General features: G+C 35.3%; 9 protein-coding genes. 8 read left to right on the top strand and 1 reads right to left on the bottom strand.

Annotated features, from left to right (window positions below; genetic code table 11):
* Positions 1–1,512 precede the first annotated feature (1,512 nt).
* The 6 genes from ACJAT0_RS05590 (at position 1,513) to ACJAT0_RS05565 (ending at position 8,758) form a co-directional block, all read left to right on the top strand.
* The gene (locus tag ACJAT0_RS05590; RefSeq protein ID WP_415180858.1) at positions 1,513–2,706 is read left to right on the top strand and encodes a PQQ-dependent sugar dehydrogenase; all 1,194 of its coding nucleotides are present in this window, start codon (positions 1,513–1,515) and stop codon (positions 2,704–2,706) included.
* A 409-nt stretch (positions 2,707–3,115) separates the two neighbouring features.
* The gene (locus tag ACJAT0_RS05585) at positions 3,116–3,550 is read left to right on the top strand and encodes a c-type cytochrome (RefSeq protein WP_374003829.1); all 435 of its coding nucleotides are present in this window, start codon (positions 3,116–3,118) and stop codon (positions 3,548–3,550) included.
* Positions 3,551–5,136: 1,586 nt separating this feature from the next.
* On the top strand, positions 5,137–5,631 hold the full coding sequence (purE, locus tag ACJAT0_RS05580) for a 5-(carboxyamino)imidazole ribonucleotide mutase (RefSeq protein ID WP_415180857.1): 495 nt from the start codon (positions 5,137–5,139) through the stop codon (positions 5,629–5,631).
* Positions 5,624–5,863 carry a hypothetical protein gene (locus ACJAT0_RS05575; RefSeq protein WP_415180856.1) on the top strand — a complete coding sequence of 80 codons (240 nt, stop codon included), beginning with the start codon at positions 5,624–5,626 and terminating at the stop codon, positions 5,861–5,863. Before purE ends, ACJAT0_RS05575 begins: the two co-directional genes overlap by 8 nt.
* Before the next feature lie 81 nt (positions 5,864–5,944).
* Positions 5,945–7,993, top strand: a complete 2,049-nt coding sequence (locus ACJAT0_RS05570) for a M3 family metallopeptidase (RefSeq protein WP_415180855.1) — start codon at positions 5,945–5,947, stop codon at positions 7,991–7,993.
* 201 nt (positions 7,994–8,194) lie between these two features.
* Entirely contained in the window at positions 8,195–8,758 is a 564-nt protein-coding gene (locus tag ACJAT0_RS05565) for a sigma-70 family RNA polymerase sigma factor (RefSeq protein WP_374003832.1), read from the top strand.
* 688 nt (positions 8,759–9,446) lie between these two features.
* On the opposite strand, the gene ACJAT0_RS05560 is transcribed toward ACJAT0_RS05565, so the two are convergent.
* A complete protein-coding gene (locus ACJAT0_RS05560; RefSeq protein WP_415180854.1) occupies positions 9,447–10,286 on the bottom strand; it encodes a hypothetical protein in 840 nt (279 codons plus the stop codon).
* A 168-nt stretch (positions 10,287–10,454) separates the two neighbouring features.
* Between ACJAT0_RS05560 and gcvP the strand changes: the two genes are divergently transcribed.
* Together gcvP and ACJAT0_RS05550 are read left to right on the top strand one after the other, a co-directional pair.
* A complete protein-coding gene (gcvP, locus tag ACJAT0_RS05555; RefSeq protein ID WP_415180859.1) occupies positions 10,455–13,298 on the top strand; it encodes an aminomethyl-transferring glycine dehydrogenase in 2,844 nt (947 codons plus the stop codon).
* Positions 13,299–14,781: 1,483 nt separating this feature from the next.
* Complete coding sequence (locus ACJAT0_RS05550) at positions 14,782–15,840, top strand: 3-oxoacyl-ACP synthase III family protein (protein ID WP_374003786.1); 1,059 nt, start codon at positions 14,782–14,784, stop codon at positions 15,838–15,840.
* The last annotated feature ends 413 nt before the right edge of the window (positions 15,841–16,253 follow it).

The raw sequence follows: 16,253 nt of genomic DNA, 5'->3' as shown, positions 1-16,253 counted from the left end.
AAATACCAACACTCAAAAGCTACACTATGAAAATCTTAATTCGAAATTTAGACATGAACTCCAATTTCCCAATTCTTTCCAGAAATCGATCTGTTGATGAAAACCTTCCTTTCAATGAAAATTTAGAAGCCAATAAATTACTGTTTCCTTTCTGAAAAATCGAGTTATTTCATCCCTGTGTACACCAGCAGAACCTATTAAAATTAGCGGTGTTTTCCCTATCTATTTCATTTTTCTACACAAGTATCATTTCAATTCATCTGTATAAATCCAATAGCTATAGAAATATAGCAGGAAGTAGGCAAGTTAGTTTTTTTACAGGCTCAAAATTTAATAGACACTGCTGAAATTTAGTAAACTGAATGTGAAAATCCCCTGTTTTTTTGACCGAATAGGAAAAGATAAAAGACCTTCCAAACAATATACTCAAAGTGCATAGCTTTGTAAGATCAATCTAATTATGATCTGATTACAAGAATAAAAGGCAGCCGCACTTATATAGCTCCATTGCCACAAACTATACCCTAAATTAAGCGGATAAAATTTTGAGTCTAAAGCTGCTTTACGTTCATGGTACCCACTATAAAACAACATGTTGTGTCATGCAAACGATATAAAGTTTGCTATTAGCATTTTATACTCCAAGCATAGCTAATCGGGTTTTTAAGTCTTTATTTTTTTAGTTCTCAACATTACACTTTTAAAAATTCAAGAAAGGCTACATCCAATTAGTATAGAAGAAAAAAAAACAGAAATATAGGTGCCGATACTGTTATTTTAAAATAAGAAATGTTCCTATATATGCAATAAGGTGGGATGATCTTAAGGATTATATATTTGTTAAAATAACAAGGCTTTATGATATATTTATTTTTTGATACCAACAAATTACTGCTAATTAAAATAACTAATTGCTAATTATAATAGATTTTTACACTATTTTGCTAATTTTATTAGTTTATTATATATTTGATTTATAATGTTTTAAGTAAATATTTTAATTATTTCATGAATTTATTGTAACAATTTTAAAATAGGAACGTCTGTTAAGTAGAACCATAAAATAAAAACATTATGAAAAGTTCAACAGGATTTTTAAACGGAAATAAAAACACAAATAATAGAACTAGCAACGCTACTACTTTTTCAGATTCCTGGAATTCGAGACGTCGTTACAGATAAAGACTGAAGACTTATAGTATGAAAACCTCCGTGAAAATTTTTGCCCTCGATTCAGATTTCCCTGTTCTCTCTAGAAATCGATCTGCAGATGAAAACATTCCTTCGGATAAAAATATGGAAGCCAGTAAAACTTTCTTCTTATGGTGAAAAAACTATTTTTATTGAATTTGTAGCACATTTGAATTAGCCTTCTTACCTACCGATTTAAAAAACAGTTCAGCATATCTGCAGCAAAGAACAGATACATCCTTAGTTAACGCTAAGGGATGTATCATTTTATTATTGTTTTACAACTTCCAAGTAATTATTTTTAAACCAAATAAAGGAATTATGAAATGCCTTACTCCTATTTTACTTTTACTTGTCTTTACGCTAGGTTGTAAAAAAGAATCAAAAACTACAAAAGATATTGCCTTTAATGAATCTAAAGAATCCATAGAGACCGTTTTTAAAAGCAATCAAAGTATTCCTTCTTTTCAAAATATCCCCTTAGAGGAAGATCAGAAAAACTATACCGTAAATCCTATTGTAACAGATCTTACAAATCCGTGGGGAATGACATGGCTGCCCAATGGCGATTTGATCTACACAGAAAAGGAAGGGGATCTCTACAGGTTTGATGGAAAGAAGTCTTATCAAATTTCTGGGGTCCCAGAGGTTTATGTTCGCGGTCAGGGTGGTTTACTCGATGTGACTGCACATCCTAATTTTAAAGAAAATAAGAGCATCTACATATCCTACGCCAGCTCTGAAGGAGAAGGTACTGGTGGACACACGGCTATTGCCAACGCCATTTTAAAAAACGACTATTTAACTGATCTTAAAGTTCTTTATAAGGCTGCCCCTAACACAAAGAAGGGACAGCATTTTGGCAGTCGCTTTGCATGGGATCAAGAAGGATACTTATATTTTTCTATCGGTGAACGTGGAGAACGAGATGTGAATCCGCAGGATTTGAAGCGAGATGGTGGTAAAATCTACAGAATTCATGACGATGGACGTGTTCCCACAGATAATCCGTTTGTCGGAGTAGCTGGAGCCAAAACAGCTGCTTTTACCTATGGCAACAGGAACCCGCAAGGGATGACGGCACACCCTAAAACTGGTGAAATAATTACTCACGAACACGGTCCACAAGGAGGCGACGAGATCAACTTCATCAAACCTGGTCGTAATTACGGCTGGCCAGTTATCAGCTACGGAGAGAATTATGGTGGTGGAGAGTTTGCAGAGAGTACGGCCAAAGAAGGAATGGAACAACCTTTCTATTATTGGGTGCCGAGCATCGCTCCTAGCGGTTTTGCTATTATTGATACTACAGCTTATGGAGATTGGAATGGAAACTATCTGGTGGGCTCTTTAAAATTCCAATACTTAGAAATGCTTTATATAAAAGATAAAAGGGTCATAAAAAGAGAAAAACTTGTCGATGGAATAGGACGTTTGCGCAATGTGAAAATGGGTCCTGACGGGTTGATTTATATAGCTGTGGAAGGAAAAGGGATTTTTAGCATAAAACGTTAGCTTTTTAGTATTTGAGCTATGAGCTAATAAAATGTTTTAGATATAAAAATACATTTCAAGTGGACATTTAAAAGAACGCCGCAGGGCATCTTTATAACTCTCAGGCCCAGTACTAGTTCGGCCGCACTACGACCACAAAAAACCCTTCCTAAACTTTAAAAAGTTAGATTTCTTAATAAAGGCTGAAAAGATGTATACAGTAAAATTGGTGACTTGGTTTGTTCACCCTCAAAGGTCTAAGCAACATATATAAAGATGCTTCTGGAACGCAAACTATGATCAGTAATAATTTCTACCATTTTAAGAAGGTAGCAGCGTTTTCTAAAACATTAAAAAACGTCAAAGTATTCTCAATTAAACAATTCATTTCAAGATTGCTTTGTATTTTTAGCCTCAATAATTAAAAGCTATGAAATATCTATATATACTGACTTTAGCCTTTATTTTTAGCAGTTGTGGAAATGACAAAAAGAAAGAAGCAACTGATAATTATGTGACAAATGCGGTGCCAAAAACACCAATGGAACAAAGTGTTTCTCGGGGTAAAGAAATTTATGGCGAGCTTTGTGTCACCTGCCATATGCCTAATGGTAAAGGTGTTCCAGGAGCTTTTCCTCCATTGAATCCCTCAGACTGGTTGATGAACAAACGTAAAGAAAGCATTCACGCCGTTAAATATGGTTTAAAAGGTAAAATCCTAGTTAATGGCGCAGTGTACAATAACGTCATGTTACCTCTAGGTATAGATGATCAAGAAGTGGCAGATGTTATGAATTACACTATCCAGACTTGGAACAGTGGTGAGTTAGTTACTGCACAAGAAGTGAAGGCTGTGATGAAATAATTGTAAAAAGAAACAAGAATCACGAATTAAAAGGTTTAGGTGAGAAATTAATAAATTCCATTACATGTTCAAAATACTCTAGTCTTATTTTAATTCTTTTGGTTTTGATTTCTTGTGATCAAAAGCCACAAAATAATATTCTTCCTTATGGGTATTATCAAGATACGAATTAGGGAACTTTAGAACTTTTTGAATTAAAACGTCAAGTGAAAAGTCGCAGCTTTTTTTTTTACAGAATTATATAGATATCCACATATCAAAAGAGATAGAAAGGCTAACTATATCACCAATTAAAATGTGATAAGAAGGGCTTTAAAACTCTTGAAAAAAGAACTAATTGGGCTGTCGATACCGATAGAACCACCAACATATGCGCTTATTATTATCCAGAATCAGTACATAATAATTTATCTGAAATGGTACAAGTAATTCAAAAGAAACAATTTATGCAGGAGATAAAAACCATCGAATACAACTCCTAAAATATCGAGCGTTATAGGATGGAGTAACACAACTTAGTTCCATAAATAAATAGGAGTATTTAGGAACTACTTCCATTCATACGAAAGAATCCAAATTTGATGAAAACAGAATTTTAACCTCCTATGTAGATTTATTTTTTGTATACTCATAAAAACTGTTTAGGATGGGATAAATATTGGAATCCTGAACTGTCAGGATCAATGAGTAAGCCGAATCTTATAAACTCAAATTTCATAAAAATAAAAAAACGATAGCAACACCTCGATAGGAACATTTTTATGATTCGCTAAACCTAAAACTCATTTTTAAGATCTACATTTAAATGGTCATAATTAATCTATTATTATAATGAATGTAATGAACACAGTAGAAAGGTTATAAGCTCAATAAGGTTGAAATACGACGATAATAAAAGGTTGATTTATATAGAATACCGCCTTAAAAAACAATTTTACGACAGATGAGTGCCGTACAAGAATGATCTGCTTGCTTCTGAAAGAAATACAAGATGGCGATCTGCTCGCGGCACTTTTCCAACTGAGTCTGTATGTAAATACGCTAAATAAGGTAATTGTATGAAAGGACTAGGATACTTGAATAAGAAACTGTTTTACAAACAGACCCATCAAATAGAATATTACAAAGATTAAAATAAATATTATTTCTAGTACGCCCACGTTTTAAGAAGAGTCTCCGTCTATTCTAATGATACGGTAGCCCATAGATCTCAGGTACACATCTTTTTTGTTACAGTATGAATTCCACGTGTTGTTTTAATTATTTCGTATGAGAGAAACATTATGATTCAGCCCCTTATGCGTTTGAAATGCTATATTAAATTTCAAATAGTACCTTTGAGCTATAAGAGAAATATAATGTGAGAAATTTCCGATTACAACAAAGAACCATGCAACTCTTTTAGCACTATTCTTTTTTTAACTCTTAACCAACCTTATCATAATTACACTTTTTAACAGTCATATCAAAAATCAAAATAAATATTTGAAGAAATAAAAGCTTGGTGAATTTACAATTGGTGCTTTGCATCCAAATAATAAAGCCATTAGTTAAGAGAATAAACTCAATATTTGTAAATTTACCTTATGAATAAAACAGTAGCAATTATCATGGGCTCTACAAGCGATCTTCCTGTGATGCAAGACGCCATAGATGTTCTTAGAGAACTAGATGTAGAAATCCTGGTAGACGTGGTAAGTGCACATCGCACTCCAGAAAAAATGTTTGAATTTGGTAAAACAGCACATAAAAAAGGCATAGCCGTTATTATTGCTGGTGCTGGCGGTGCTGCTCATTTACCGGGAATGGTGGCTAGTTTATCACCACTTCCAGTCATAGGAGTTCCTATAAAATCGAGTAATTCTATTGACGGTTGGGATAGTATACTTTCTATTTTACAAATGCCTGGTGGTGTTCCTGTTGCCACTGTAGCTCTAAATGGCGCAAAAAATGCCGGAATTCTTGCTGCACAAATTATAGGAGCAACACAAGAAGATACACGGAATAAAATCATAAAGTACAAAGAAAATCTTAAAGAAAAAGTGGATACGGCAGCTGCGCAAATGCGTAAAGATGTCTAAGGCTTATAGATATGCTTCTCTCCTGATTATAACAATTACCCTAGTTTGGTTTTGCTATGAACTATCACAAAGACATTTAGAGAAATGGCATTTTCTAACAGCTGGAGCTATTAACTTTTTGATGGCGGTAATGATCAACAGACAGTTTACTAAAAAAAACCGTAATTATTTAGGCATCATACACGGTGTCTTTATGGTAGCTTTTTTTGGATGCGGGTATTTCTTTATTTAAAACATTTGTTCCATATTCTTGATCAAAAGTTTAACAAAATTGATATAACTTTTTAATTAATGACCATTACTTTTACCTTCTATGATCGTAGAAAACAATCCTTTATTACAGGAATTTAACACTCTTCATAATACGGCACCCTTTTCTCAAATTAAGGAAAGCCATTATGAATCAGCTTTCGAGCAGGCAATACAACTTGCAACACAGGAAATAGATTCCATTACCCAAAACAAAGCAGCTCCTTCTTTTAGCAATACGATAGAAAAACTAGATAATTCTGGAGAATTATTAGGTCGTATTTCTAGCATCTTCTTTAATCTAAACAGCGCTGAAACTAATGACGAAATCCAACGAATTGCTCGTGAGGTTAGTCCTGTGTTAAGCGAATTCAGCAATGATATCACCTTAAATGAGAGCCTTTTTAAAAGAGTAAAATCGGTTTATGAGAATAGAGCTGCGCTTGACTTAACGGAAGAGCAAAAAACATTATTAGAAAAACAATACAAACGCTTTTCTAGAAACGGAGCAAACCTAACTGAAATTAAAAAATTACGCCTCAGAGAAATTGATAGTGAACTTTCAAAGTTATCACTATCATTTGGGGAGAATGTGCTAGCTGCTACTAATGCTTATGAAATGCATTTAAAAGATGATTCTAGGCTTTCTGGATTGCCCGATAGTGCAAAAGAAGCAGCTGCCGAAGCTTCAAAAGCAAAGCATAAAAAAGGATATTTATTCACGTTAGACCATCCAAGTTACGTTCCTTTCATGACTTATGTTGACGATAGACTTTTGCGTGAAGAACTTTCAAAGGCGTTTGGTGCAAAAGCATATAGAGACGAATACGATAACCAAGAGAATGTCATAAAAATTACGCAGTTAAGATTTGAACGAGCTCAATTGTTGGGGTACAAGACTCACGCACATTTTGTTCTGGAGGAACGCATGGCAAAAACTCCTGAAAAAGTGAATGAATTCTCCCAGGAAATTCTTGACAAAGCAAAACCCGCAGCACAAAAAGATTTTAACGATCTACAAGAATTTGCGCAAAACTTTCATGAAAATCCAGTTGCTTCACTTCAAAAGTGGGACGCAGCTTATTACTCGGAAAAATTAAAACAACGTCTTTTTAGTTTAGATGATGAATTGTTAAGACCTTATTTTAAGTTAGAGAATGTTATCAATGGTGTTTTTGAAATTGCAAGCCGATTATACGGTTTGAGTTTTGAAGAAACTAATACAATAGAAAAATACCATCCAGATGTACTCACCTACGTTGTAAAACACGAGGACAATACTTTAAACTCTATTTTCTATGCAGATTTTTTTCCACGCAAAGGAAAAAGAAATGGTGCTTGGATGACTTCTTTTAAAAACCAATGGCATGATGAAGATGGACATAATATAAGACCTCACGTTTCTAACGTTTGCAACTTTACAAAACCTACGGCAACAAAACCTTCCCTACTTACCTTCAATGAGGTAACCACTTTATTTCATGAATTCGGTCATGCACTTCACGGCATGCTCGCAGATACAAAATACCGAAGCCTTTCTGGCACCTCTGTATCTTGGGATTTTGTTGAATTACCTAGCCAAGTTCTGGAAAACTGGTGCTATGAAAAGGAAGCTTTAGAGATTTTTGCCAAGCATTACCAAACAAATGAAGTTATCCCATTAGAATATATAGAGAAAATAAAAGCAGCAGCAAATTTTCAAGAAGGCCTGCAAACTTTAAGACAACTCAGCTTTGGAATGATGGATATCAATTGGCATGGAATTGATCCTATGGAAATCAAAGATGTAAAAGAACACGAGAAGAAAACATTTGACCATACAGATTTATATCCAGATGTGGAAACCAGTTGCATGAGTACTGCTTTTGCACATATTTTTCAAGGTGGTTACAGTGCAGGATATTACAGCTATAAATGGGCTGAAGTATTGGATGCAGACGCTTTTGAATTGTTTCAAGAAAACGGAATATTTGATAGAAATACTGCAAAGAAATTTAAAGATAATGTACTAGCTAGAGGAGGCACCGAAGATCCTCTGGTTTTGTATACACGCTTTCGCGGAAGCGAGCCCAAAATAGATGCTTTGTTGAAAAGAGCAGGTTTAGTAGCGTAGCATCTTGATCGACCAAATGATAAAAAAACCGACTTTATTTACGGTGTTTAATAAACACTAATGATTGCCACTATAGATTCTTATACAAGAGCCACAGCGCTTAATTAGAAATAATTGGTACCATAAGAATAACGGAATCAAGAAAAGTAAAAAAAGGATTCCGCGTAAAAAGAGGAATTAAAAACAAAAATAAATAACCAATTGCCTGAAGTTAAATTAATACCAGAAAAATGGGTAGATCGCTACGGCGACTATCTTTTCAATTTTACTATAAGTAGGGTGAACGATGCAGTTATCGCCCAAGATCTAGTGTCTGAAACTTTTTTAGCTGGATTAAAAAGTGCCCATCGTTTTAAAGGTAATTCTACCGAAAGAACCTGGTTAATTTCTATTCTCAAACGTAAAATTATAGATCATTACCGTAAGATTAACTCTAATAAAGGAAAAGCAGAAGTACGCATGAGTTACTTGTCCAGCAGCGATCAAGAAGGCGACTGGATGGAAGAGCAAGCAGCAGACCTGCGAAATCCTAATGTAGAAGACGTCATAGAGCAGCGGGAACTAGGCCAGGCACTTGAAGAGTGCATTGCTTGTTTACCTGAACGATATGCCACTATATTTGTTCAAAAAACTATTGATAACTTGGAAACCGAAACAATATGTAAGGAACATAATATCACGGCGTCCAATCTTTGGGTAATCATTCACAGAGCTCGAGTACAGCTTATGGAATGTCTCAATAAAAAATGGCACAAGAACAATTAGTCTGATGAGTAGATTTTTCATTAATTGCGATCAAGCAAGTATTCTGAGTACACGCGGTCAATATGGCGACCTTAATCCTAAAGAAGCCTTTCGCCATAAGCTGCATAAAGGGCATTGTATAAGCTGTCGTTCCTTTCACAAAAACAATGAAAGATTCCAGCGCGCGATTAAAGGACTTAAATGGGTGTCTCTGACTATTGCCCAAAAGAAATCAATTAGAAAATGCCTCTCAGAGGCAATGATGAAATAGAAAACTCTAGCAATTTGCAATAGTCAATCATACAAGGACTTCCTAAGGTTATTATATATTCAAATAAATAAGACCACATAAGGATAGAAACTATTGTCTAATGAATAAGTAGCTTCTTGTAAAAAAACAAAGGCCCTCATTCTAAATATCATTTTTATATCTTCTTTTGACCATTGAATCATTTTAAAACTATGATAATACTTTCATTTTCCTAAGGGGTTTTTACTGGGATTATCGAAGTAGAACATAGGTTATCGTCGATCGAGGCGTAGCTTAAACAACCATCAAAAGGATTTTGCCTTTCGATTCCATGAGATTTGATCGAAACATCTAGATAGACATGGATTTAATACCATAGTTTATTTGACACACCTGAATAACTATTTTCTTTTATATAACTCCAGAAAATGATTCTTCAAAGAGGTATGACCTGTCTATTTATTCCAAAGCTATATACAAAACCAACCACAACACTGGTATTGCCTCCACAAAGAAACTCGCATAATAATCTGTTTTAAATTTATCTGAAAACCAGATGAATGACCCAATAATTAACACCATTACAGATTCAATTATGTTGAATTGCTCCACCAAATTTAAATCGTAAAAAATGCCAGCCAAGTAGAATGCGCATAGAAGAAGCCCTATTCTCTTCGATAATTTAACACCTAAAACCTGTGGTAACGTATGCAAACTTTCCTCATCATATTTTAAATCTCTTATTTCAAATGGAATACAAAGGGCTAGAACCAAAATAAAGATCTTTAATGTGTGTATTTCAATAAGAGCAATTGATTCAAAACTTAGACTAAATTCACTCATTATCAATGGTGTAGAAAAAGCATCGTAATGTAAAAATTGTGGAATCGCAATTATTAATATCGCCCAAACCATGGATACTGAAAACAGTTTGAAAAAAGGACTGTACCTCAATCCTTTCCCCTTCCAGATAGGCAAAACGTAGACACAATTAATAAGTATGGTGATGATAAGAAAAGACCATGCGTATAAGCTAAAGTCTAAAGTACAAGCTAGAGCAATACCTGTTGCAACAATGGTCATTGCTTTAATAACCCATGTAGTTTGAATAGGTTTCTTTACCCATATCAAACCATATTTGATAAGGTTATAACCCGCTAGAGCCGAACAAAATAAAAACACATAATATATCAAAGGAACATAAAATCTATAACTTTCATTATAAACTATCGCAAGTGCCACAAAGCAAACAGACACATGCAAACTACTCCTTATATAAAAGTCTAAAATACTTTTCAATAACCTCATTATTCAAATTTACAGCACATAGTTAATAACCCACTAATAAAGGTTGAAAAAATCAATTATTTAAAGACTAACTCTTGTTAGTTAAGATATCTTAAACGACTACTTTTGAGAAGAATTCAGCAAGAATTCAATATCTTAAATATAGACCACATAAGTACTATGAATACAGATCGTTTTGCCCTAAGACATATCGGACCACGCGAGGAGGACCTTGCTTCCATGCTTGAAACAATAGGTGTTGAATCTATTGAGCAATTAGTTTATGAAACTGTCCCAGAAAACATACGCCTTCAACAGGATTTACAACTAGATCCAGCAATGAGTGAGTATGAATTCCTCAGTCACATTAATAAATTAGGCAGTAAAAATAAACAATTTAGAACCTATATAGGCCTTGGTTATCATGCCCCTATTACACCGGCTGTTATCCAAAGAAATATTTTAGAAAATCCAGGCTGGTATACTGCCTACACACCTTATCAGGCAGAAATTGCTCAAGGACGTCTAGAGGCTTTATTGAATTACCAGACGATGATATCAGACCTTACTGGAATGGAATTGTCTAATGCATCACTATTGGATGAATCTACGGCAGCCGCTGAGGCTATGACCTTACTTTTCTCTGTCCGTGATCGTGCTCAAAAGAAAGAAAATGTAGTAAAGTTTTTTGTCGATCAAGATGCCTTACCACAAACAAAAGAGCTTTTGAAAACTCGCGCGATTCCGCTAGGCATTGAGCTGGTAGAAGGAAACCCTAAAGAGATGGATATTAATGATGGTTATTATGCCATATTATTACAATATCCTGGTGCGAGTGGGAATATCGTGGACTACTCCGCTTTCGCAAAAACTTGCCAAGAAAATGATATACGTATAGCAGTAGCTGCAGATATACTTTCACTGGCATTACTAGAAGCTCCAGGACACTGGGGAGCAGATGTAGTAGTAGGAACAACACAACGTTTTGGTATTCCATTAGGTTATGGTGGACCACACGCAGCCTACTTTGCAACACGTGAAGAATTTAAAAGACAAATTCCAGGACGTATCATAGGAGTAACTAAAGACACTGACGGAAAACGTGCCTTACGCATGGCATTACAAACGCGTGAGCAACATATAAAAAGAGATAAAGCGACTTCAAATATTTGTACCGCACAAGTATTACTTGCCGTAATGGCCGGTATGTATGGAGTATATCACGGCCCACGTGGCTTGAAGTTTATTGCAAACAAACTTCACGCTCAAACAGCTACTCTTGCAGACGCTGTTGAAAAATTGGGTATTTACCAAACCAATACTAACTTCTTTGACACCTTGAGTTTCAAAGTAGATGCGGCAGCGGTTAAAAAAGAAGCCTTGAAATTAGAAATTAATTTCTATTATCCTAATGCCGAAACAGTTCAAGTTTCTTTAAACGAAACTACTTCTTTGCAAGACTTGAATGATATTGTTTCCGCTTTCGCGAAAGCGGTCAAAAAAGACTTCTCACCTATCATAGAGTTATTAGAGAAGACACATTTAGGAACTGGTCGTCAAACAGAATTCATGACCTATGAAGTATTTAACTCGTATCATTCTGAGACCGAATTGATGCGTTACATCAAGAAATTAGAGCGTAAAGATTTAGCTTTAAATCACTCGATGATTGCGTTGGGGTCTTGTACCATGAAATTGAACGCTGCTGCAGAAATGTTGCCGCTATCCAATCCGCAATGGGGAAACATTCACCCATTTGCACCACTAGATCAAGCCGAAGGTTATCAGGAAATGTTGAAGAAACTAGAATTGCAATTAAACGAAGCAACTGGTTTTGCTGGTACTTCACTGCAACCTAATTCTGGTGCGCAAGGAGAATTTGCAGGTTTAATGACCATCCGAGCTTATCATATATCACGAGGTGATGAACACAGAAACATCTGTTTGATTCCTTCAAGTGCTCATGGAACAAATCCAGCGAGTGCCGTAATGGCTGGAATGAAAGTAGTCGTGACTAAAGCGCTAGAAAACGGAAACATCGATGTAAAAGATTTGCGTGAAAAAGCAGAGAAATATAAAGATAACTTAAGTGCGTTGATGGTGACTTACCCCTCTACTCATGGAGTTTATGAAAGTGCCATTCAAGAAATCACAGGACTCATCCATGAAAATGGTGGTCAAGTATACATGGATGGGGCTAATATGAATGCACAAGTAGGATTAACAAATCCTGGAAACATAGGTGCAGACGTTTGTCACTTGAATTTACACAAAACATTTGCCATCCCTCATGGTGGTGGTGGACCTGGTGTAGGACCTATATGTGTGGCGCCACAACTGGTTCCGTTCTTACCTACTAACCCCATCATACCTACTGGTGGTGTGCAAGCGATCACTCCTATTAGTGCAGCACCTTTCGGTAGTGCACTAGCCTGTTTGATTTCTTATGGTTACATCTGCATGTTGGGCGCTGAAGGTTTAAAAAGCTCTACCGAGTATGCTATTGTGAATGCCAACTATATCAAAGAGCGTCTAGAAGGTAGTTATCCTTGTTTATATGTAGGCGAAAAAGGTCGTGCTGCTCACGAAATGATTATTGACTGTCGTCCATTTAAAGATCACGGTATTGAAGTAGTTGATATTGCAAAACGTTTGATGGATTATGGCTTCCACTCTCCTACTGTATCTTTCCCAGTAGCGGGAACAATGATGATTGAGCCTACAGAGTCAGAATCTAAAGAAGAAATGGATCGTTTCTGTGACGCCATGATTTCCATAAGAAAAGAGATTCAAGAAATTTCGGCAGACGAACCTAACAACCTTCTTAAGAACAGTCCGCACACCTTACAAATGATTACTGCAGACGAATGGGATTTCCCATACACAAGAAGTCAAGCGGCATATCCTCTAGCTTTTGTATCTGACAATAAATTCTGGCCTACCGTACGCCGTGCAGACGATGCTTATGGAGACCGTAATTTAATGTGTACTTGCGCCCCTATGGAAGAATATATGGAAAGTTAAATAACAGAACCGCAATTCGAGTGCCTCAATACTCCTGAACCATTCTATAATTCAGAGGTTCTCGAAGATCTATTATTATATTTTAAAACCGAATCGACTAAAAGTCAATTCGGTTTTTTTTATAAAAAAAATAATTGTTCCATTCGTTACTTCCTTAAGTAATCCAAAATTCCTTTTCAGAACTACCTTGCTAAATCTAGTTCGGCGACCATTTTTCGTGAACTGGAAACTTAGTAATTTCATACCTTGTCAAAAAAATCGCTCCATTTAAATGATGCAATTGAAAGAGGAAAATTAAAAAATGGCATCGGGATTGGAGCACCAATTTTAACGAAGAGGATCATTCATATTGCAAAAATTTTGCTGCTAGTCAGACACTGAAATAGATCCTTTCGTTACTCGTTAAGAGACCCTGAACTAAATCAAACATCACAGGTTTTTGATTTGTTTTTTCTTACCTCTGGTTTGATTTTACTGGAATTGTTGTTAGCCTCTATTTTAAATTAAACAACTGTAACATTAAGACCCTCTCACCTACTTTTTAAAGCACCTAACCATTCCTACTATTTCAAAGCCTGTGCAAAAGGCTTTCATAAATTAAGACCCCTATTTTCTATTCAAAAAATAGGGGCAAAACGTTTTTACGTCAGCACTCATATTGGTATATGTTCCATCTTCGTATTTAATGAACTTTTTAGGCTCGGTACAAAATTGGCGCGTGTAGAATGGAATCCTGTTCTTGGGATTGCTCATGGATTACTTCCTTATCATAGCAGCAGTTCTTACTCGATTTTAATAGGATTAACTACTGCTAGTTTTTGGATTCAGTTTCATGATACATATGGTTAAGCAAAGCTTATGTAAGCAAGAGGTAAATCACAAACGTAGACATGGGCAATCATTTTTATTATTTGCAACTTTTCTAGCTTTTATGTTTCTTACTCGCATGATGCATATCATTTTATGCTTGGACTTCGATTTATATAAAGACTTTAATAGTGCAGAGCTCCTTTACCTATTTTTTTATTTCTTTATAGTCGGAATATAGTAGTTGGCATTTATAAGTCAAGCCGCCACTTTTTCTTGATTCTATTTCTGTTTATCAGTTTAGGATAGATCATGCTTCTCTAATTAAATCTGATAACTAAGGTAACGAGTTCTAAAATAGCAGCCCATCCAGCAATTTTTTAAGCAGTTGATAAATTCTAATCTCCTGTTTTGATTGCTGAAAATAAGTATCTCAGATTGGTATTTACTCGGCATTTTATTAAGCAGAAGAACTTCCAAAATATCAGTTCAAAACAAGTCTATTTGATGAAAAGCCATTTTACTATTCATTGCATTATATAATCGATAACATTTCTTAAGTTTTCTTAAACGATTCTCAACAAAATTAAAACTTGTACATATTCAGCTGTTAATAATTAGGAATAAATCATATAAATCACTTTTTTTGTTAGTTGTAAGATAGAAAACAGCCTTAATGAGAGCGAAAATTACTGGAGTAGGAAGTCATCTTCCAAATGTTGTTAAAAAAAATGAGGAATTCATCAATCATGAATTCCTAAATAATGATGGAAGTTCCTTTGGCAGCGATAACGCTACTATTATCCAAAAATTCAGTGCCATAACTGGCATTGAAGAGCGCAGGTATATGAGTGACAATCTTGTTACCAGTGATATAGCAACACTTGCTGCACAAAAAGCGATTACAGATGCTGATTGTGATCCTGAAACGATCGATTACATTATCGTTGCTCACAATTATGGTGATGTACCATCAAAGGGTGGCACCAGTGATATGGTTCCTAGCCTCGCTAGTCGTGTAAAAAACAAACTAGGCATTAAAAACCCAAGTTGTGTGGCCTATGATGTGCTTTTCGGTTGTCCAGGATGGATTCTAGGTGTTACTCAGGCAGACTCTTTTATCAAATCTGGGCTAGCAAATAAAGTACTTGTCATAGGTGCCGAAGCTTTATCGAGAGTCGTTGATCCACACGATAGAGACTCTATGATTTATTCTGATGGTGCGGGAGCTGTTATTTTAGAACCAAGTGATACGGAAGAAGGAATATTAGGTCAATCCACTGCTACTTATGCCGTGGAAGAGGCTTTTTTTATTTACAATGAGGTTTCTTACAACAAACAATTAGAACAAAAGACCAAGTACATAAAAATGTATGGACGTCGTATTTATAATTTTGCGCTTTCTAGGGTGCCAGAGGGAATGAAAGCTGCCATGGAGCAAGCTGGTGTGGATATTAAAGATTTGAAAAAGATTTTTATTCATCAAGCAAATGAAAAGATGGATGAGGCTATCGTAGATCGTTTTTATAAACTTTACGATATGACGGTCCCTAAAGATATCATGCCCATGATCATTCATAAATTAGGTAACAGCTCTGTAGCAACAGTTCCTACAGTTATGGACCTCGTTGTACATGGAAAAATGCCTCAACACAAAGTAGAAAAAGGCGACGTAGTAATGTTTGCTAGTGTAGGTGCAGGGATGAATATTAATGCTATTGTTTATCGATATTAAGTAGGAAAATACAAATAATATTAAAAACATAATCTCCAATTATATTAGCGGTTATGTTTTTAATATTTCGTTCCGCAGCCCTAAAAAAATAGAAACTAAGACTTTAAATTATTTTAAATTTTTATAGACTTCTCAAGTAATAAATCTGCCCTTTCTTTACTCCTAGGATATTTTGGAAAGGAAGACATAAAAAAGGTTTCATTTTTATTAAATTCATAATCATCAATTGGCTGCATGGAACAATAAGGAGAAACCGTCTCCCTAGCTATTTAATTGTTTTCAAACTTCTTGGATGCGAATATTGTGGCACGAGAAGCACGTAACGCCTGCTGCAACCATGGAACTTAAATAAACCGTCTTTAGGTATCATATTGCCATACTATAGAGATACTCCTCAAAATTAGCTGAAGTAA

Source organism: Nonlabens sp. (assembly GCF_047636915.1).
Classification (GTDB): domain Bacteria; phylum Bacteroidota; class Bacteroidia; order Flavobacteriales; family Flavobacteriaceae; genus Nonlabens.
This window is presented reverse-complemented; position numbering and strand designations above follow the sequence as displayed.

Coding starts and splice junctions, on each gene's coding strand:
- ACJAT0_RS05590 (WP_415180858.1), top strand. CDS start 1,513: ATGAAATGCCTTACTCCTATTTTACTTTTACTTGTCTTTACGCTAGGT.
- ACJAT0_RS05585 (WP_374003829.1), top strand. CDS start 3,116: ATGAAATATCTATATATACTGACTTTAGCCTTTATTTTTAGCAGTTGT.
- purE (WP_415180857.1), top strand. CDS start 5,137: ATGAATAAAACAGTAGCAATTATCATGGGCTCTACAAGCGATCTTCCT.
- ACJAT0_RS05575 (WP_415180856.1), top strand. CDS start 5,624: ATGTCTAAGGCTTATAGATATGCTTCTCTCCTGATTATAACAATTACC.
- ACJAT0_RS05570 (WP_415180855.1), top strand. CDS start 5,945: ATGATCGTAGAAAACAATCCTTTATTACAGGAATTTAACACTCTTCAT.
- gcvP (WP_415180859.1), top strand. CDS start 10,455: ATGAATACAGATCGTTTTGCCCTAAGACATATCGGACCACGCGAGGAG.
- ACJAT0_RS05550 (WP_374003786.1), top strand. CDS start 14,782: ATGAGAGCGAAAATTACTGGAGTAGGAAGTCATCTTCCAAATGTTGTT.